This is a genomic window from Sphingobacterium sp. 18053 (assembly GCF_902706145.1).
In the GTDB taxonomy this organism is placed as follows: Bacteria; Bacteroidota; Bacteroidia; order Sphingobacteriales; family Sphingobacteriaceae; genus Sphingobacterium; species Sphingobacterium paramultivorum.
Window position 1 is genome coordinate 554,068 of record NZ_CACSJW010000002.1, and the last position, 19,062, is coordinate 573,129.

Here is a 19,062-nt window from a genome sequence, read left to right on the forward strand (position 1 = left end):
CTTCCGATACAGTTTTAAAAGCGATCTCTCTCAGCCCGGTGCGTCATTATAAAAAAGATGGAATTGAAAGCCTCACACGATAACATCCATACTTCAAAGAAGAATGGGGGCAATAAAAAAACCTTGTCAGATAATTCTGACAAGGTTTCCATTTTATGCGAACTTGCAATACTTTCGACCTCACGAAGAAAGGTTAAGATCTGAAGTTCATTTATTTTTCAACTGTCTTGATTTCAAATAATGTATTCCATAACTTCCCTGTTATAAAGAGACGCTTTCCGGCTTGGTCGTAAGCAATTCCATTCAGTTCATTGTCATATGCGGAAGTATGCTCATAGATACCTACAAGATTAATCCGTCCTTCTACCGCTCCTGTTTGAGGGTTGATTATAACAATAACATCTTTTTGATAGACATTTGCGTAGACTTTGCCGCCTATATATTCCAGTTCATTAAGTTCATCCACTGGCCCAGCTTCATCGTAAACTCCGATAGCGTTTAGCTCCTTACCGGTCGTTGCATCTAAAAAGAACAATTTATTGGATCCATCAGACTTTATCAAATGCTGCCCGTCGTAGGTCAAGCCCCACCCCTCTTTGCTATTTTCATATTTAAAGGAACTTTCCTTTACAAACGAGTTTTTATCAAAGACATATCCTTCTCCCTGTTGCCACGTTAACATAAATAACTTATTACCTACCAATGTCATTCCTTCGGCAAAAGTCTTTTCATCAAATTTGATTTCCTTGAGTACTTTACCTGTTTTTAGGTCGACCTTTCTCAAGTTTGACTCACCATAACGGCCATTAGATTCGTAGAGAATGCCATCAGCAAACTGTAGCCCTTGTGTAAAAGCAGTCGTATCGTGCGGGTATTTGTTGACAACCTCAAAACCATAGTTCTTCGCATTTTCAGGTACAACATAAAATGTACTTGAAACAGAATCGGGTTTTCCAGCATTGTATACCAAGGCGGAAATATTACGTGTACCGTAGGCCATATCTTTGGTATCGATTGTAATTGCCGTAGTGTCAGTTGAGGACCCCACATGTTTATCATCAACAAAATAAGCCACAGAGTCCATTGATACTGATTCAAATTTCAATTTCAACTGGACTTGAGCTCCTTTTAAAACAGCTTGATTTGCTCCAGGAGATGCAAATTCCAAACTTGATTTTTTTGACTTACAAGAAGCAAAAGCTAGCGCTGCAATTGCCATAAAATAAGTGATTTTTCTCATCTATGTATAATTATTTATAAGTACGTATCCTTAACTATCCCAAAACGCATCTTTGATATGGTTGAGTACTGTTTTGGGAGATCTTGTTATTGCGACAACATCAAATCTGACTTCACCGACATAACCTGTTTTAAGAATATAAGCCTGTGCTGCACGAATCAGTAATCGCTGTTTTTTGCGATCTACAAATTCGTAGGGTTCACCGAAATCCGTTCCCGACCGTGTTTTTACTTCAACGAATACCAAGGTATCCCTGTCCACGACAATCAAATCTACTTCTAAATTCTTAAATCGCCAATTTCTTAACACTATTTTATAGCCTTGCTCCACGAGGTATTCCATGGCCATTTGCTCACCCCATTCGCCCGTTTCAAGATGCTTGGCCATATCAAGTATTACTTAACAATCGTATTTCCCAGAAAGCCTCCCAAGAGCCGTTCAGCTTCTTTAAGTTTCTGATATTTAAAAATAAGGACTTCTAGGTTTGCCACATCTTGTTCATGTTTCATTTCTTCACGAATATGATGCATTTCTGCCTCAATCTTACGTTTCTTAATCCGATAAATTGCTGTAACAACAAGTTGTTTTAAATGCTCGTATTCCTGCGTTACATAAATTTTACGCTTATCGTCATTCCAATTTTCGCTGAGCGAATATTTACTGGCAACACTATTAATCGCCAAATCGGATATTGTTGTATCCGAATTCGAATAAAACTGCTTAGCATCTGGAATTTCGTAATTTTCTGCAGCATCTCTATAGACTTTTAAAATATAAGCCGCAGCTTTATCCTTAAATTCGATGTCGCCGATATTCCCTAGTAGCAGTCCTGCAACGGGAATATCCCCGTCACCTTCCCAGGTTGCCAGATAATCCCCATAGTTGATTAAAATACGGACAATCTCCCGTTCCTGAAGAATTTCCGAAGTCAGTTGTACCGGTTGTTCGACATTCTCCATAGGAGCTACTCCCCCTCTTTCATCGTCTGTCATGAAGAAATCCGGAGGTGGACCGTCCATCCCAAAAGGTGGCATCCCTGCATTTGGAGGAGGGCTCTGTGGTTTACGAGCAGCATCCTTATCTGCCTTCTTTGCTCTATTGAGCCTAATCTTGTTGAGTTCAGCCAATAAAATGCGCTCTTCGATATCCAAAAGGCTGCTACATTCCCGGATAAAAACAGAAACCTTAATTTCATCGGGAATCAATGCAATACTTTCGACGACATCACGGATTACCGAAGCCCTTTTTATTGGATCGTTATTGGCATCGCGAAGCAGGATATTCGTTTTGTAGAAAATAAAGTCCTGCTGATTGGATTTGACATAATCTTTAAAAGCTGTGGCACCAAACTTTTGCACGTAAGAGTCGGGGTCATTACCGTCGGGAAAAAGCAGCACTTTAACGTTTAAGCCTTCTTCGAGCAGCATATCTGTACCGCGTAGGGAGGCTTTGATCCCTGCTTCATCCCCATCATAAAGTATGGTCACATTCTTTGTGAATCGGGAAATAAGCTTGATCTGACCTGTTGTCAAAGACGTTCCCGAGGAGGAAACAACATTTTCGACTCCAGCTTGATGTACCGAAAGAACATCGGCATAGCCCTCTACCAAGTAGCAATTATCCTCTTCCATAATTGCCTTTTTGGCAAAATTCAATCCATACAGCACATCGGATTTATGGTAGATTTCGCTCTCGGGAGAGTTTACATATTTGGCGACCTTTTTATCCGTCTTTAGTGTCCGACCACCAAAGCCAATAACACGCCCTGTCAGGTTATGAATCGGAAACATGACCCGGCCACGGAAACGATCATATAAAGATTTATCATCACGTTCAATAGCCAAACCACTCGCGGCCAAATAATCTGGGTGAAAACCCGCTACCTGTGCTTTATCGACCAATGCAGTCCATTCCTCCGGCGAATAACCCAATTCAAATTTTTTGATGATATCCTCCCGGTAGCCACGCTCCTTGAAATAGTTGAGTCCGATGACCTGGCCCATTTCAGTTTTCCAGAGTTGTTCAGCAAAGAATTTACTGGCCCAAGCACTTAGGACATATAGACTTTCCCGTTTATCCTGCGCAGCAAGCTGGGCTGGAGAACGCTCGATTTCTTCAATTTGAATCGAATATTTATCGGCTAAATAACGGATGGCTTCCGGATAAGAGAACTTTTCCAGTTCCATGACGAATTTAAGGGAATCTCCACCAACACCACAACCAAAACACTTATAGATACCCTTTGACACAGAAACGTGGAAGGAAGGCGTCTTTTCATGGTGAAAAGGACAATTTCCAATCAGAGAAGTTCCCCGTTTCTTTAAATCAACGAAGTCTCCCACCACCTCTTCTATCCGTGCTGTTTCCAGTACCTTATCAATAACTTCCTGCTTTATCAAACCGTTTCTTTTTTAATGTAAAATTAGAATAAATCTTTTGCATCTCCACTACGAAATGGCTTCTTTAATGGCATTGCAGAAGGGCAATGAAACAAATAGAAGGAAAAACAATGGATGAGCCAGTTCGTCTAAATAAATTGTTTTGATATACTGTGCTTTGTATTGCATATCAAAAGCAATTTATCTAAGTTTGTTCTTCAATTTATAGCTGATTAAGATAATCAAAATGAGCAAAACAATCAAGAAAATATGCTGTATCGGTGCTGGTTATGTCGGTGGACCTACCATGTCAGTTGTTGCAAAGCAATGTCCACACATTGAGATTACGATCGTCGACGTCAATGCCGCCCGTATCGCGGCTTGGAATGATGAGAATCTAGACAACCTTCCTGTATACGAACCTGGCTTACAAGAGATTGTTGCAGAAGCGCGTAATCGTAATTTGTTTTTCTCAACCGATATCGAAAAAGCTATCGACGAGGCCGACATGATTTTTATTTCGGTCAATACACCGACTAAGAATTACGGAAAAGGCAAGGGAATGGCTGCAGACTTAAAGTATATTGAACTTTGTGCACGGCAGATCGCAGCGGTTGCCAAAAACGATAAAATTGTTGTTGAAAAATCGACTTTACCCGTCCGCACTGCGGCAGCTTTAAAAAGTATCCTTGATAACACGGGTAATGGTGTTAATTTCCATATTCTTTCCAACCCTGAATTTTTGGCTGAAGGCACAGCAATACAGGATTTAATCAATCCAGACCGTGTGCTTATAGGCGGAGAGAATGATGAAGCTATCGCCGCATTGGTCGACATCTATGCACATTGGGTAAGTCGCGACAAGATTCTCACAACGAACCTTTGGTCATCTGAACTTTCAAAACTAACCGCAAATGCCTTTTTAGCACAACGTGTCTCCTCCATTAACTCCATCTCGGCACTATGCGAGAAAACAGGGGCAAACGTAGATGAAGTTTCCAAGGCGATTGGTATGGATTCCAGGATTGGATCCAAATTTCTGAAAGCTTCTGTAGGTTTTGGTGGCTCTTGTTTTCAAAAAGATATCCTCAATCTGGTTTATATCGCACGAAGTTACGGTCTCACAGAGGTTGCCGAGTATTGGGATCAAGTGATTTTGATGAATGATTATCAAAAACAGCGATTTGCGGACAACATTATCCAAACATTGTATAATACTGTATCGGGCAAAAAGATTGCGTTCTTAGGCTGGGCATTCAAAAAAGACACCAATGATACACGTGAATCTGCAGCGATCTATGTTGCAGATTATCTATTGAGTGAACAAGCTGAAATCACGGTCTATGACCCCAAAGTATCTGCTGAACGTATCTATGCCGACCTCGATTATCTGAATACGCGCTCTTCGGAAGAAAACCGAGCTTTGGTAAAGGTTGTCAATACCGCCTATGAGGCTTGCAATGATGCACATGCAATTGCAGTATTGACTGAATGGGATGAATTTAAACGTTATGACTGGGCCAAAATTAAGGAGCACATGAAAAAGCCTGCATTTGTGTTCGATGGCCGTAAACTATTGAACCGTAAGGAACTTGAAGACCTTGATTTTAAATATTACGCGATAGGCGAGTAATCAATATATAGATAAAAAGAACCCTCACCATATAGTCGCATAAGTGTATGCAACTTATAACTGAGGGTTTTGTTTGTGCCTGTTGTCAACGCGTAAGGAAAGAGAGATGAAACACAAGCGATGCAACAGGACTTTTTATCTTAATTATTCAGCATTCCATAAAACTCATTCATGTAATAAGATTCTTGGAGTGCATCCCTGAAATTCTGCCATTGTTCTTCATCAAATGAAAATACGATATCTGGATAAGGTGTTTTCATAATCAACCGAAATTCACCATCTGGAAATGTGCTAAAAAAGAGCTCATCACCATTACTTTTCGTAATATTCAAGAAATCGAAGAATTTATTCCTCGTAAATGTCAGTACAAAACTTTGTTGCCAGATATAATATGTTTGACACTTATGGCAAACACTAATATGGGTATCTCCTCGTTGGCTTAGAATTTTTGTGTCACACATACTACCTGCATTTATTTAGACTCATTATAAATAATATTCAAATGTAAGAATAGTTTTTAGAATAACAAGTACCTGAACAAAAAAAAGGCGATATATTTCTATATCGCCTTTTTTTGATTGGAGAGCATTAGTTCAAACCTCTCTTTTTCAATAGATATTTTGGATCTGGATCTGCACCTCTAAATGTACGGTACATTTTAGCGGGATCATCAGTACCTCCTTTTTCAAGGATATTTTTACGGAAAGAATCCGCTGTCACTTGATCGTACAATGATTTTTCCTTGAAAGCTGCGAAGGCATCTGAATCCAATACTTCAGACCAGATATAGGCATAATAACCTGCAGAATACCCTCCAGCGAAGATATGTTGAAAATATGTACTTCTATAGCGCGGAATAATAGCGTCAATAATACCTATTTTTTTCATTGCTGTTTTTTCAAAGCCATTAATGTCTTTTGAAATTTCTTTTGTGGTAGCATGATAATCCATGTCTAACAACGCGGCAGAAAGGTATTCAACGGTTGCAAATCCTTGATCAAAGGTACCGGCCTTTTCCATTTTCTGAATCAATGAATCTGGCATTGCTTCTTTGGTCTTATAATGCTTAGCATATGTTCTTAACACCTCTGGATCCGCTGCCCAATTTTCCATCACTTGTGAAGGTAGTTCAACAAAGTCACGTGGTACAGAAGTTCCCGCCATTGAACGGTATCTTACATTGGAAAGAAGACCATGCAAAGCATGTCCAAACTCATGGAACAAGGTAGTCGCTTCATCAAATGTCAACAAGGCAGGATTTTTCCCCACTGGTTTTGTGAAATTGCATACGATGGAAATTACTGGAGCAACACGTTTGCCATCTTTTGTTGACTGGTTACGGTAAGAAGTCATCCAGGCACCCCCTCGTTTTGACTCACGCGGGAAGAAATCGGCATATAGCAGACCTAAATGTGAACCGTCTTTGTCTTTAACTTCATACACTTCCACATCTTTATGGTAAGTTGGGACATTGTTTAAGGCAACAAATGTCAAACCATATAATTTATTGGCTACAGCAAACGCTCCTTCACGAACTGCAGGAAGGCTCAAATAAGGTTTAATTTCGTCCTCGTTCAACGCGAAGCGTTTTTTGCGAATAATTTCTGTATAATATCTCCAATCGTAAGGGGCCACAGCAAAATTACCTCCTTCAGCCTTAATTTCCTTTGCTATATCTGCTTCTTCACCTTTTGCTTTAGCGAGTGCTGGAGTCCAAAGTTTATTTAATAGTGCATAGACATTGGTCGGATTCTTCGCCATTGATTCCTCTAGTACATAGGCCGCATGTGAAGAATAACCCAATAATTTTGCTTTTTGAAGACGGAGATTAACAATTTTTTGAATGATCGCCTTATTATCGTTGGTGTTATCTTGATTACCGCGTAGCTGATATGCCTCCCAAAGTTGCTTTCTCAATTCACGATTTTTTGCATATTGAAGAAAGGGCATAATGGAAGGATTCTGTAAGGTAAACACCCACTTATCCTTCTTTCCTTTTGCTACGGCTTCTTCAGCTGCTGCTGTTTTCAACGATTCTGGCAAGCCTTCCAATTGGCTAGCAGAATCAACTACCAGTGTATAAGCATTGGTTTCAGCAAGCAAATTTTGTCCGAATTGCGTTGTTAATGTTGAAAGCTCAGCATTAATTTTTTTCATTTTTTCCTTATCAGCATCCTTTAAATTCGCTCCGGAACGTACAAAACTTTTATAGGTTTCTTCCAATAGTTTATTGTCCTGTTCGTCTAATCCAAGTGTATTTCGGCTGCTCCAAACTGTTTTGATACGGTCAAATAGTTTGGTATTCATCGAAATTTCATCAGAATGACTCGATAAGATGGGGGCCAAATCTTTTGCTATCGCCTGAATACTGTCATTTGTATTGGCACTATTTAGATTATAAAATACAGTAGATACATTACTCAATAATCCACCTGCATTTTCTAGGGCGACTATCGTATTTTGAAATGTTGCTTTATCCGAATTGTTGACTATCGTGTCAATTTCCAAATTGTGTACTTTTATCGCTTCATCAAAAGCTGGCCTAAAATGCTCTGTTTTGATCTTGTCAAAAGGAGGTACATTAAATGGGGTTTCGTAAGCCAATAAAAGAGGATTATCTGTCATCACTTTTTTTTCCTCACAACCAACAAATGCAGTTGCCACTATCGCAAAGAATGGCAAAAGTTGTCTTTTCTTCATATTATCTGATTATTCCTGATTTTTTTTTTCAAAGATAATAAAATTAGGCAAATGGTAGGCCTCGTTAAGGAGGTGTGCAAAGGAACCTGAAAACAGTCATCGTATTGTAAAACAAAAACTTATTCATAAACCTTGTTAAAAATAATCTGTCAATTTGGGTAAAAATATTTTAATGAGCGATATTAACCGTTTCTTTTGGAGATGTGCGGGGGTACATCAAGAAACTCTTGAAAAATATCCGGAAGAACATAGTAAGTACACAGCCATAGGTGCTACTATTTTTTTTACGGGATTGTTTGCCAGCCTTTCGGGGGGCTATGCCATGTATTTCGTATTTAGTGGTGGAGCATTTGACTGGCTTTTGGCCATTGTATTTGGCATCATTTGGGGTTTAGCGATATTCAATATGGATCGCTATATTGTACTTAGTATAAATAAATCAAAAAGTGGCCTTATGCAGCTTCTGCAGGCTCTTCCACGAATTTTATTGGCAATTTTGATTGGTTTGGTTATCTCTAGGCCATTGGAGTTAAAAATCTTCGATAAAGAGATTCGAGAAAATCTCCGTGTACGTTTTCTCGCAGATCAACGCGCTAAAATCGACACGCTCAACAGTACTTTCAATAAGAAATATGCCAATGAGGTTTCGCTTTTAAAAGCGATTACGGTCGAACGTGATTCATTGGAAGCCAGTATTAAAAATGATCGTACAAAATTGAATTACGAGATATTCGGGAACAAAACAACTGAAACATCTGGTGTCATGGGATATGGCCCTTATGCCAAAATGAAAGAAGAAGAGCTGAAGAAAAAAGAGGGTTATTTGGACACTTTACGGAACAAGATAACGACCCAACAAAACGCAATACGTCAGAAACAGAAATTTGAAGGGATATTGGACCAAAAAGTCTTATCCAACGCTTCTTTGGACAGCGCCGTCAATGTCGCTGGTTTTGCAGACCGTAATTCTGCGCTGGGCAATCTAAGGTACGATGCCAATGGAAAGGTCAACGAATCCAATGCAAATGCTGTGTTTTTTATTGCGCTGCTTTTTGTCTTCCTCGAATGTCTTCCGGTAATCGTCAAGCTCTTGGCAGGAAAGGATCCTTATGACAACGAAGTCCAAAACCAAAGGACTATTCATGATTACGAATCAGACACCAATGTCACTGTTCAAAAAGAAGCTGTAGATCGTTTAAAGGATACGTATGTGGATGTTTCGATCAATAAACGGATGAAAGAGCTTTAGTAGAACCTCTAGCATAAGTTAGCAGAGCAGGCTTTGCTTTGCACGGTTAAAAATTATAAACGGGCTTACCTTTCGGCAAGCCCGTTTTTGTTAATCTTCCTCATCTAAAAATTTGGAATCGATCTGTTTATTTGCTTTGGCTCCTAAACGTTTTAATTTCTCCACTTTTCCAATAACGTTCCCAGCGCCTGTAGAGAGTTTTTTAGTTGCATCTTCATGGCTTTTTAATGCGCGCTCCAACTGATTTTGCACCTGTTCCATATCGTTCAGAAAGCTCACAAATTTATCGTACAAACTCCCTGCTTCCTTGGCGATTTCAATCACATTGCGTGTCTGGCGCTCTTGTTTCCATATACTGGCGATGGTACGCAATGTCGCCAACAATGTCGAAGGGCTAACGATTACAACCTTACGATCCCAGGCATCGCTGAATAGATCTGGTTTTTCAGCGACGGACATACTCAATGCAGATTCAATCGGCATAAACAGCAGGACAAACTCCGGGGATTCGATACCATATAACTCGTGATAGTTTTTTGCGGAGAGTTCTTTCACGTGATTTTCCACAGACTGTACGTGTTGTTTTGCGAATATTGCGCGGTCCTCGTCCGTCTCAGCATTGACCCAACGTTCGTAGGCAATCAGCGAAACTTTTGAATCCACAATTAAATGTTTATCTTCAGGGAGGTCGATAATAGCATCGGGCTGCATTCTTCTTCCTTCGGCATCCATAAGAGAGACCTGCAATCTAAATTCGCGATCGCGCATAAGTCCCGAACGCTCCAAAACCCGCTCTAAAATTACCTCGCCCCAATTGCCCTGCTTTTTGGTATCCCCTTTTAATGCCTTGGTTAAGCTATTGGCTTCGTCTTTAATTTTAAGGCTCTGTTCGACCAGCTGAAGGACAACTCCCTTTAAAGAATTTCTTTCCGCCGCCTCTTGATTGTAATTTTTATCGACTTTCTCTTCAAACAATTTGATTTTTTCCTTCAATGGATCCAAGATCAAGCCCAGGGAACGGTGATTGGTCTCTGTAAACTTTTGTGTCTTCTCCTCCAATATTTTACTGGCAATGACCTGAAACTCATTGTTGAATTGTCGTTTAATCTCGGCGATTTCATTCTTCTGTTCCTGAAATTTATCGAGCTGCGCCTCATAAAAAGAACGTGTACTCTCTAAAGACCGCTCTGCGACCAGAAGATTCTCCCGTTCCTTATCCAATTCATTTTTTAGCATAAGACGTTCTTCCAGCAAACTTTGTTCCCGCTGTTGCGATCTAGCGAGCTCAATTTTTAGTGTTTCAACCTCTTTATTGTACACAGGACCGGCACTGGTATCGGTATTCTTTTTTAGTACCAATATGATCAAAATGACCAATAACAATACGATTCCCGCAAAGAAAAATATTTCCATGATTTGTATTTTCTGAAGATGGTGTATGCTTACCTGAGCAGGTCTATTTTGCCATCACTGCATTTAATTAAACCTATAACGTCTCAAACTTAATGGATCGACAGGACTAAAAACAGATAACTCCAATCTGTAATCAGTTTGCACGATGTATTACACACTTCTCTATGGTAAGGCGTAATACCAATGTCCCTCTTAGAGGTACATTATTGTAACTTTTGGTGTGTTTTCCACCATAGATCAGGCATTTCACCTGAAACAGCCAATTGGTAGTCTTCATAACGGCAAGGCACGAGGTAATAGCGTTCATTGACTGATTTAGATCCAAAATAAGGCACTTGAATCCACCAGCGGTCTGATTTTTTACTTTTCACAAAGACCAATTCATGTTCTTCATTTTCCAGTGTCGTGCGATAAATGATATAAGATGATTTGGGGTACAGTGGCGTATCTTGTTTGCGGTTATAGTAACCATCAATAAAGCACCAGATCATTTGGGAGACCAACATAGCCGTCTGCTCCATTGGATCAAATGTTGGATTGAATTCATAAAAACCGATGGAAGAACATTTATCCGACATCCCGGCATAGCGGGCGAGTTGACAAGCTTCATCGCCAAATAAGCCATTGGGCATTGCATTGGCATTTCCAGGTGCTTCAGAGGCGCGAATGGCTCCAATATCAAAACTAATTAAATCTGCTGCTCGGATCAAAGGCTCTGATTGGTCCATTTTACCGGCAATCATACCGACTCGAGTTGCATTAAAAAATAGTTTATCATACATATTGATAGACTCTTTACTTACGAGATAGGTTTGATAGGCTATGGCATTTAAATTGAATAAATAGTCTGGCTGATGCAAGATAATATGGTTCACATAAGATCGGGAATTCAGGCTTACATTTTCGGCATTTTCCTCATCAAGGTCAAAACGGGCATCTATAATCGCCAGCTCTATCTTTCGTTCTAAATTTTGATATCCTAAATATTGTGCATAAGTGAGATCCTGCCCACCGCCAATGATAATCGGAAGAATATTTTCTTTGACCAGTTCCTCTACGACAGATTTTAAAGCGATATAGGTATCTTGAATTGTATTACCTGCTTTGATATTTCCCAAATCAACGATATTCATCTTATAATCGCCCTGATATAGCGCATAGAGATGTTTTCGTACAGCATCCGGCGCTTTATCCGTTCCATTATTATTCATGGATGCACGATCTTCCTCCACACCGACAATAGCCAATTGAGGCTGTTTATCCGCTTCCCAGCTCGGAAAATCTGTTTCATAGGCTTGAATAACGTTTCCTAGTTGAGAACTCAAGAACCCATGCTCAGGAGCAAAACCTGTAATTGAAATCGGGCTAAAGAATACGGACAGTGATGACATAAGCTATAATTTGTAAAATCTCCTATTTGTTCTGAAAACGACTGTTTTAATTGGACTGAAAGAAGCTACCTCGGCTTTCATGGCGTTTGAGACCTGCGAAAGCATGAAGGTTTTTTCAGGATGCAATTCACACAAATATCCATTTATTAACTAACTTTTGAAAACATTATTTTTAACAGTATCTTTATCAAGTGATATTAATAACTGGAGGAACAGGTTTTTTAGGGTCTACACTAATCAGACAGTTGATAGACCAAGGAATTGACGTCATTGCCATCAAAAGAGCTCAATCGGCTATTCCGACCTCGTTGTTATCTTCTTCGTTGGTTCAATGGATCGATGCTGATATCAACAATTATTTTGAATTAGAAGATGCTCTTGAAGGGGTTACTAAAGTGTTCCATTGTGCAGCATTGGTTTCCTACCAAAAGAAAGACACTAAAGCGCTCTTTAAAGTGAATGTGGAAGGAACGACAAATGTGGTCAATCTTTGCCTTGAAAAGGGCATTCGCCTGCTCCATGTCAGCTCGATCGCAGCTTTAGGGACAAATAGAGACAACCTGCCGGTATCCGAAAAAGACCATTGGGAACACAATTCACTGACATCCAACTATTCGTTATCAAAATATCAGGCGGAGATGGAGGTGTGGCGTGGCATTACCGAAGGTTTAAGTGCAGTTATTGTTAACCCCTCAGTAATTTTAGGTGCTTCGGCAAACGGGAAAGGCTCTGGAGCTATTTTTTCGATGATCAATAAAGGTCTACGATTTTACCCGAAAGGAAGTGTCGGCGTTGTTGACGTAGAGGATGTTGCTGCGATCATGATTCAATTGATGGAAAGAGATGATATTAGTGCTGAGCGCTATATCATCAATCATCTCAATATAAGCAACAAGGATTTGTTGAGCGTGGCAAGTGTATTAATGAACAGGCCTGAACCGACAATCGAAGTTTCCGAAACCTTACTCCAAATTGCTTCCACAGTTTCAAGTATGCTTGCTCTATTTAAAAAATCAGACGCGACATTAACGAAGGAGACTGCGGTTGCTTCAAGTGCCAAATTACAGTATTCCAATGCGAAAATCCAAGCACTCCTAAACCACAGTTATCGGCCTTTGGAACAAACGCTAAAGGAAATTGCAGATTTATATAACAAACAGTAAAACTATAACATAACAAACAACCGAACCTTGAAACCATCGGAAACCTACCGATATCGGAGATCAGCAATCAGCGCTATTGCTCACGATCGTTTCATAAAAAAATAACAAGATGAAAAACTATTACATCATTGATTTTGATAGTACATTTACACAAGTAGAGGCACTTGATGAACTTGCACGAATCTCCCTTGAGGACCATCCGGATCGCGAATCTATTTATCACGAAATTGAGCGGTACACCAATCTTGCCATGGAGGGTAAACTATCTTTCCGTGAAGCTTTGGCTGGTCGCGTAAAACTCTTAAATGCCAATAAATCTCATCTGGATAAACTTGTTTCACATCTTAAGAAAAAGGTTTCAACCTCTTTTTCCCGAAATCGTGAATTCTTCAAGAAACACGCCGACACAGCATGGATTGTTTCAGGAGGTTTTAAGGAGTTTATTACTCCTGTTGTTACACCCTATCATATCAAGACTGAAAATATCTATGCCAATACATTCAGATTTGATGAAGAAGGTAATATCATCGGTTTTGATGAAGAGAATCCATTATCAAATGAAGGTGGAAAAGTGCAATTATTAAAACAATTAAATATTGAAGGAAGACTATTTGGCATTGGTGACGGTTATTCAGATTTTCAACTGAAAGAATCGGGATTAATTGAAAAATTCTTTGCATTTACAGAGAATATCCAACGTAAAAGTGTCACTGAGAAAGCAGACTTCATCACACCTAGTTTTGATGAGTTCTTATATGTAAATGATCTGCCCCGTGCAATATCCTATCCTAAAAACCGTATCCTTTGTTTGATCGTGGGTGATGTACCAGAAATAGCGGCTCATATCTTAAAAAGAGACGGTTTTTCTATCCGCACAAAAGATACCTTCGAAGAAAAGTATGTGAAAGATGTAGGGATGCTTCTATTGGGGGACAATATCGATATCAGTGATGAGCAACTCCAACATGCTGACAAATTAAAAACGATCGGATATTTGGGTGATATCAGAGGGCATATCAATAAGGATATCTGCAATGCTAAAGGTATTGTCGTTTTCGATGATAAGAAAAATAAAAAGAAAAATTCCGAGTTTATACCTCGGCGGATGGCCGATTTTATCAACAATGGTGATACTTATTTAAGTCGCAACTTCCCAAATCTGATTTTACCAAAAGTAAAACAGGTAACGAGATTACTGCATATCCACCAAAACGTTCCCGGAATTATGGCGCAGATCAATAAGGTCTATGCCCAAAATAACATCAATATTGTTGCACAATTTCTAATGACCAAAAGTGACATTGGCTATGCGGTAACCGATATACAAGGTGAATATGATAAAGATCTATTGAAACAACTCAAACAGATCGACAATACAATTAAGTTCAGAATATTGTATTAATAGCAAGCGCCGGTAAATATGGGCGGCAGCTATTGCTGCTTAAATTCCGGCTTATGAAACGAGAAATTTATTCAGGCACACTTTCAGTGTGCCTGACTTTTCGCTCAACAACTCTTTTTACACTAAAAACACAGATTATGTCCTTACATCAAGATGCCGAATTAAAGAAAGCTGTCCTTGACCTACCGCAGAAGGAAAAAGACAAACTCCTTGTACGCCTGATAAGCAAGGACAAAATGCTGATCAAGCAATTGCATTTCCAATTACTGGAGAATGCGGATGATTTAGAGGAACGTATTGAAAAACTAAGAAAGCAACTGGCACAATTGTTCGATATTGGTTTAAGTCAAATTGGCAATACGCCACAACACATTCATTTTATTGGACTTAGCAAACTGGTAAAACAGGCAAGCGGCTTAGTGAATGAACACGAAAAAGTCACCAAGGACAAAATCAGTGAAGTAGAATTTAGATGCTATATCCTGAAGAGAACCATTGCTGATTACGACAGGCTTTTCGACTCCTCTTATCAGTCTGCCGCCCACAAATTGCATAAATATATAACAGGGCGTATAAAACATGCGGTGGGTAAATACAGTAAACTTCATGAGGACTTTCAGTTTGACTACCGGGAAGATTTTCAAAATACACTGGATGCTTTTGGTAATACAACACTTAAAAGCTATATTAGTGAACAGAAGATTGACCTCGACCTAAATTAGTCATGAGAAATAGCAAAAACCGCGTTAAAATTGGATCCTTTCATGTTACAGCTTACGAGCAATATAAATTAATTTACTTGGCCACATTGTTGGTGTTGCTCGCTTTTGCCTACACCTTTTACCTCGCGAAATAAAATCCTGCACAGATCAATCTGTTATAGCTTTTTGAGCTCCCCAAAGTCATGCCCTTCTTAACGAGGGATTCAGCCATTTTTTTACCAAAAAATTTAGTACTTCATACCCAATACTTGATACTATTTCGTTAAATTCGCAATTATTCGAAATTTTTGCTCGTGGGAATTCAAGAAATATTAGAAAAATACAGCCAAAGCGAATCTGTCCAGTCGCTCACCAAGGCTATACAATCCAAAAACCCAAAGATTCAGCTGAAAGGGCTTATTGGATCTTCGGATGCGTTCATAGCCGTATCTTCTTACAACTTACAGGAACGTCCAATGGTCTTTATCTTACCGACTCATGAGGACGCTTCTTATTTCTTAAGTGATCTGGAAAGCCTGTTGGATAAGCAGGTTCTTTTTTTCCCTTCGTCTTATCGCAAAGCTTTTGATTTTACACAAACTGACTCTGCCAATGTATTGCAACGCGCGGAGACTTTAAGTTCACTCAACCATACTTCGGAATTACCGAAAATGGTTGTGACTTATCCGGAGGCTATTGCTGAGAAAGTGATCAACCGCAACGACCTGGATAAAAATACGTTGGAAATAACAGAAAACACCGCTCTAAGTATTGATTTCATCAACGAATTTTTGATCGAATATGATTTCGAACGTGTCGACTTTGTGTATGAACCTGGGCAATTTGCGATACGCGGTGGCATTGTAGATATCTTTTCTTTTTCGAATGACCTCCCATACCGTATTGAATTCTTTGGCGATGACATCGAAAGCATACGTACATTTGACATTGAGTCCCAGCTGTCTGTCAAAAAAATCCATAAAGTAACCATTGTACCAAATGTCCAAGCGAAATTCCTAACATCTCAACACATTTCCTTATTGGAATATGTAGATCAGGACGCTACGATCTGGATCAAAGACGCTCAATTTACATTAGATATTGTAAAAGATGGGTTAAAGAAGGCGGAAAAATTATGGGCGGGACTAACAGATAAGCAGAAAAAAGACAATCCCGAATGGCATAACCCAGCCTATGAGTTTACAGATGAGAAGAATCTCAATGCCTTATTCTTTGAGTTCCCAATCATCGAATTCGGTAAACAGTTCTTTTATAAAGCTGAGGTAACACTCAAGTTCGATATCCACCCGCAACCTTCGTTCAATAAGGATTTTAATCTCTTAATCCATAATTTCAAAGAGAATGAGAGCCAGCGGATCCAGAATTTGATCTTTTCAGATTCAACCAAACAGGTAGAACGTATCTATACGATTCTAGAAGATCTTGATAAATCGGCGACCTTCATTCCGATTCATAAAGCTTTACGGGAAGGTTTTAGAGACGACAGTTTAAAGTTGGCCTGTTACACGGATCACCAAATATTTGACCGCTATTATAAATATAAACGTAAGAAGGCTTACGAGCGCTCACAGGCAATTACACTCAAAGATCTACGGGATCTTAAACCGGGCGATTTCATTACCCACATTGACCATGGTGTCGGCCGCTACGGTGGTTTGGAAAAAGTGGACGTCAACGGTAAGTCCCAGGAAATGATCCGCTTGATCTATGCGGACAATGACCTTTTGTATGTGAACATCAACTCCTTAAACCGCATTTCCAAATATTCCGGCAAAGAGGGTACTGTTCCCAAAATGAATAAATTGGGTACCGACGCCTGGGACAAACTCAAGAAGACGACCAAGAAAAAAGTCAAGGATATTGCGCGCGACCTGATCATGCTTTATGCCAAACGAAAGGCCCAGCATGGAAATGCTTTCTCACCGGATAGTTACCTACAGAATGAACTGGAGGCTTCCTTTATCTACGAAGATACCCCCGATCAGGAAAAAGCTACTGCCGATGTAAAAAAAGATATGGAGTCTCCACATCCAATGGATCGATTGGTCTGTGGGGATGTTGGTTTCGGAAAAACGGAGATCGCTATCCGTGCGGCTTTCAAAGCCGTAGCAGACAGTAAACAGGTTGCCGTGCTTGTACCGACGACAATTCTTGCGCTACAGCATTATCGGACTTTTTCGGAACGACTAAAGGGGCTCCCATGCACGATCGACTATATCAACCGTTTCAAGACACCTAAGCAGATTAAAGATACGTTAGCAAGGCTTGCCGAAGGGAAAATAGACATTATCATTGGCACCCACCGCCTTGTCAGCAAAGATGTCAAATTCAAAGATCTTGGCCTAATGATCATTGATGAGGAACAAAAGTTTGGCGTTACCGTAAAGGAAAAATTGAAAGTCATGCGTGCGAATGTAGACTCGCTGACATTGACAGCAACGCCAATTCCAAGAACATTGCACTTTTCATTAATGGGGGCCCGCGATCTGAGTATCATCTCGACTCCCCCACCCAACCGTCAGCCTGTACAGACCGAACTCCACGTTTTCAATGAAACACTGATCGGGGAGGCCGTCAGTTACGAACTTGATCGTGGTGGACAGGTATTCTTTATCCATAATCGTGTTGCAGATCTTCCGCAGCTGGGCAATTTGATCCGTAAGCTGGTTCCAGGAGCCCGCGTCGGTGTTGCACATGGCCAACTTGAAGGTGATGAGCTCGAGGATGTGATGCTTAAGTTTATCAATCACGATTTCGATGTCTTAATCGCAACAACGATTATTGAAGCAGGTCTTGATATTCCAAACGCGAATACGATTATTATTAATCATGCACATATGTTCGGACTAAGTGACCTGCACCAAATGCGGGGCCGGGTCGGTCGCTCCAATAAAAAGGCTTTCTGTTATTTACTGAGTCCGCCATTATCGACTTTAACACCGGAGGCCTATAAACGACTTTCTGCGATAGAAGAATTTTCTGAACTGGGCTCTGGATTTAATGTTGCCATGCGCGATTTGGATATACGTGGTTCGGGAAACCTATTAGGTGGCGAACAGTCGGGATTTATTGCAGAGATCGGTTTCGAGATGTATCATAAAATCTTGGACGAAGCTATTCAGGAACTGAAAGAGGATGAGTTCTCAGCAGTATTCGCTGATGAGAAAGAACGAAAATATGTGTCCTTTACGCAAATTGACACCGACCTTGAGGTATTGATCCCTGATGAATATGTAACCAATATTACGGAACGGTATAATTTGTATACTGAACTATCCAAATTGGAAAACGAGCAGCAATTGGCAGCGTTTGAAAAAGAACTTGAAGATCGCTTTGGCCCTATCCCACGAGAAGTATTTGAATTATTCAATACACTCCGTTTACAGTGGTTTGGCAAAACGATCGGATTCGAAAAAATAGCGTATAAAAAGCATACACTGAAAGGTTATTTTGTCAATAACCCCAAGTCGAGCTACTTTGAATCTGATCAATTCGGCCGAGTACTGTCCTTTGTACAAAGCCATCCGGAGATCAGCAACCTCAAAGAAGTCAAAGGCCAGCTTCGTTTAGCGTTAAACAATGTGAATACCATTGGTTATGCGTTGAGCCTTCTGAAAGAAATGCTGTAAGACATATTGATGCATCCGATATAAATAAAATCTACATATTGAGTAGATTTTATTTATATTTGATATACAAGACAAACCTTCTTCGAGCTGTTAGCACCAACAGTGCTTTCAAACGAGCTAAGGCTTCCTTACGATCAAAGAT

General features: G+C 39.9%; 13 protein-coding genes. 6 read left to right on the top strand and 7 right to left on the bottom strand.

Features of this window, described 5'->3' with window-relative positions; genetic code table 11:
• Positions 1–211 precede the first annotated feature (211 nt).
• From GVK91_RS06205 to dnaG, 3 genes are read right to left on the bottom strand one after another with little or no spacing between them, the layout of a single operon-like run.
• Complete coding sequence (locus GVK91_RS06205) at positions 212–1,240, bottom strand: glutaminyl-peptide cyclotransferase (RefSeq protein WP_153844420.1); 1,029 nt, start codon at positions 1,238–1,240, stop codon at positions 212–214.
• A 30-nt stretch (positions 1,241–1,270) separates the two neighbouring features.
• A complete protein-coding gene (locus tag GVK91_RS06210; protein WP_145330336.1) occupies positions 1,271–1,627 on the bottom strand; it encodes a YraN family protein in 357 nt (118 codons plus the stop codon).
• Positions 1,628–1,635: 8 nt separating this feature from the next.
• Positions 1,636–3,639 (bottom strand): DNA primase, encoded by a 2,004-nt coding sequence (gene dnaG / locus GVK91_RS06215; protein ID WP_153844421.1) that lies wholly within the window; start codon positions 3,637–3,639, stop codon positions 1,636–1,638.
• 226 nt (positions 3,640–3,865) lie between these two features.
• Between dnaG and GVK91_RS06220 the strand changes: the two genes are divergently transcribed.
• Positions 3,866–5,251, top strand: a complete 1,386-nt coding sequence (locus tag GVK91_RS06220) for a nucleotide sugar dehydrogenase (protein WP_153844422.1) — start codon at positions 3,866–3,868, stop codon at positions 5,249–5,251.
• Between the two features lie 140 nt (positions 5,252–5,391).
• Here GVK91_RS06220 and GVK91_RS27485 read toward each other — a convergent pair whose 3' ends face one another.
• Entirely contained in the window at positions 5,392–5,583 is a 192-nt protein-coding gene (locus GVK91_RS27485; RefSeq protein WP_228280105.1) for a hypothetical protein, read from the bottom strand.
• A gap of 256 nt (positions 5,584–5,839) precedes the next feature.
• Positions 5,840–7,951 (bottom strand): M3 family metallopeptidase, encoded by a 2,112-nt coding sequence (locus tag GVK91_RS06230; protein ID WP_153844423.1) that lies wholly within the window; start codon positions 7,949–7,951, stop codon positions 5,840–5,842.
• Between the two features lie 172 nt (positions 7,952–8,123).
• Between GVK91_RS06230 and GVK91_RS06235 the strand changes: the two genes are divergently transcribed.
• Positions 8,124–9,200 carry a DUF4407 domain-containing protein gene (locus tag GVK91_RS06235; RefSeq protein ID WP_120335147.1) on the top strand — a complete coding sequence of 359 codons (1,077 nt, stop codon included), beginning with the start codon at positions 8,124–8,126 and terminating at the stop codon, positions 9,198–9,200.
• 90 nt (positions 9,201–9,290) lie between these two features.
• On the opposite strand, the gene rmuC is transcribed toward GVK91_RS06235, so the two are convergent.
• Both rmuC and GVK91_RS06245 read right to left on the bottom strand, forming a co-directional pair.
• Positions 9,291–10,613, bottom strand: coding sequence for a DNA recombination protein RmuC (rmuC, locus tag GVK91_RS06240; protein ID WP_153844424.1), 1,323 nt, complete (start codon positions 10,611–10,613; stop codon positions 9,291–9,293).
• A gap of 203 nt (positions 10,614–10,816) precedes the next feature.
• The gene (locus GVK91_RS06245; protein WP_159727490.1) at positions 10,817–12,004 is read right to left on the bottom strand and encodes a formimidoylglutamase; all 1,188 of its coding nucleotides are present in this window, start codon (positions 12,002–12,004) and stop codon (positions 10,817–10,819) included.
• A 191-nt stretch (positions 12,005–12,195) separates the two neighbouring features.
• On the opposite strand from GVK91_RS06245, the gene GVK91_RS06250 reads away from it, so the two are divergent.
• The 4 genes from GVK91_RS06250 to mfd all read left to right on the top strand — a co-directional run bounded on the left by GVK91_RS06250 (position 12,196) and on the right by mfd (position 18,920).
• A complete protein-coding gene (locus GVK91_RS06250) occupies positions 12,196–13,167 on the top strand; it encodes an NAD-dependent epimerase/dehydratase family protein (RefSeq protein ID WP_153844426.1) in 972 nt (323 codons plus the stop codon).
• A 109-nt stretch (positions 13,168–13,276) separates the two neighbouring features.
• Complete coding sequence (locus GVK91_RS06255; RefSeq protein ID WP_075994534.1) at positions 13,277–14,569, top strand: HAD-IB family phosphatase; 1,293 nt, start codon at positions 13,277–13,279, stop codon at positions 14,567–14,569.
• Between the two features lie 53 nt (positions 14,570–14,622).
• Positions 14,623–15,291 carry a hypothetical protein gene (locus tag GVK91_RS06260; protein WP_227550069.1) on the top strand — a complete coding sequence of 223 codons (669 nt, stop codon included), beginning with the start codon at positions 14,623–14,625 and terminating at the stop codon, positions 15,289–15,291.
• 293 nt (positions 15,292–15,584) lie between these two features.
• Complete coding sequence (mfd, locus tag GVK91_RS06265) at positions 15,585–18,920, top strand: transcription-repair coupling factor (RefSeq protein WP_153844427.1); 3,336 nt, start codon at positions 15,585–15,587, stop codon at positions 18,918–18,920.
• Positions 18,921–19,062 lie beyond the last annotated feature (142 nt).

Bases quoted from the DNA above. Each gene is read 5' to 3' on its own strand.
- GVK91_RS06205 (WP_153844420.1), bottom strand. From the start codon at position 1,240: ATGAGAAAAATCACTTATTTTATGGCAATTGCAGCGCTAGCTTTTGCT.
- GVK91_RS06210 (WP_145330336.1), bottom strand. From the start codon at position 1,627: ATGGCCAAGCATCTTGAAACGGGCGAATGGGGTGAGCAAATGGCCATG.
- GVK91_RS06220 (WP_153844422.1), top strand. From the start codon at position 3,866: ATGAGCAAAACAATCAAGAAAATATGCTGTATCGGTGCTGGTTATGTC.
- GVK91_RS06230 (WP_153844423.1), bottom strand. From the start codon at position 7,951: ATGAAGAAAAGACAACTTTTGCCATTCTTTGCGATAGTGGCAACTGCA.
- GVK91_RS06235 (WP_120335147.1), top strand. From the start codon at position 8,124: ATGAGCGATATTAACCGTTTCTTTTGGAGATGTGCGGGGGTACATCAA.
- rmuC (WP_153844424.1), bottom strand. From the start codon at position 10,613: ATGGAAATATTTTTCTTTGCGGGAATCGTATTGTTATTGGTCATTTTG.
- GVK91_RS06245 (WP_159727490.1), bottom strand. From the start codon at position 12,004: ATGTCATCACTGTCCGTATTCTTTAGCCCGATTTCAATTACAGGTTTT.
- GVK91_RS06255 (WP_075994534.1), top strand. From the start codon at position 13,277: ATGAAAAACTATTACATCATTGATTTTGATAGTACATTTACACAAGTA.
- GVK91_RS06260 (WP_227550069.1), top strand. From the start codon at position 14,623: ATGAAACGAGAAATTTATTCAGGCACACTTTCAGTGTGCCTGACTTTT.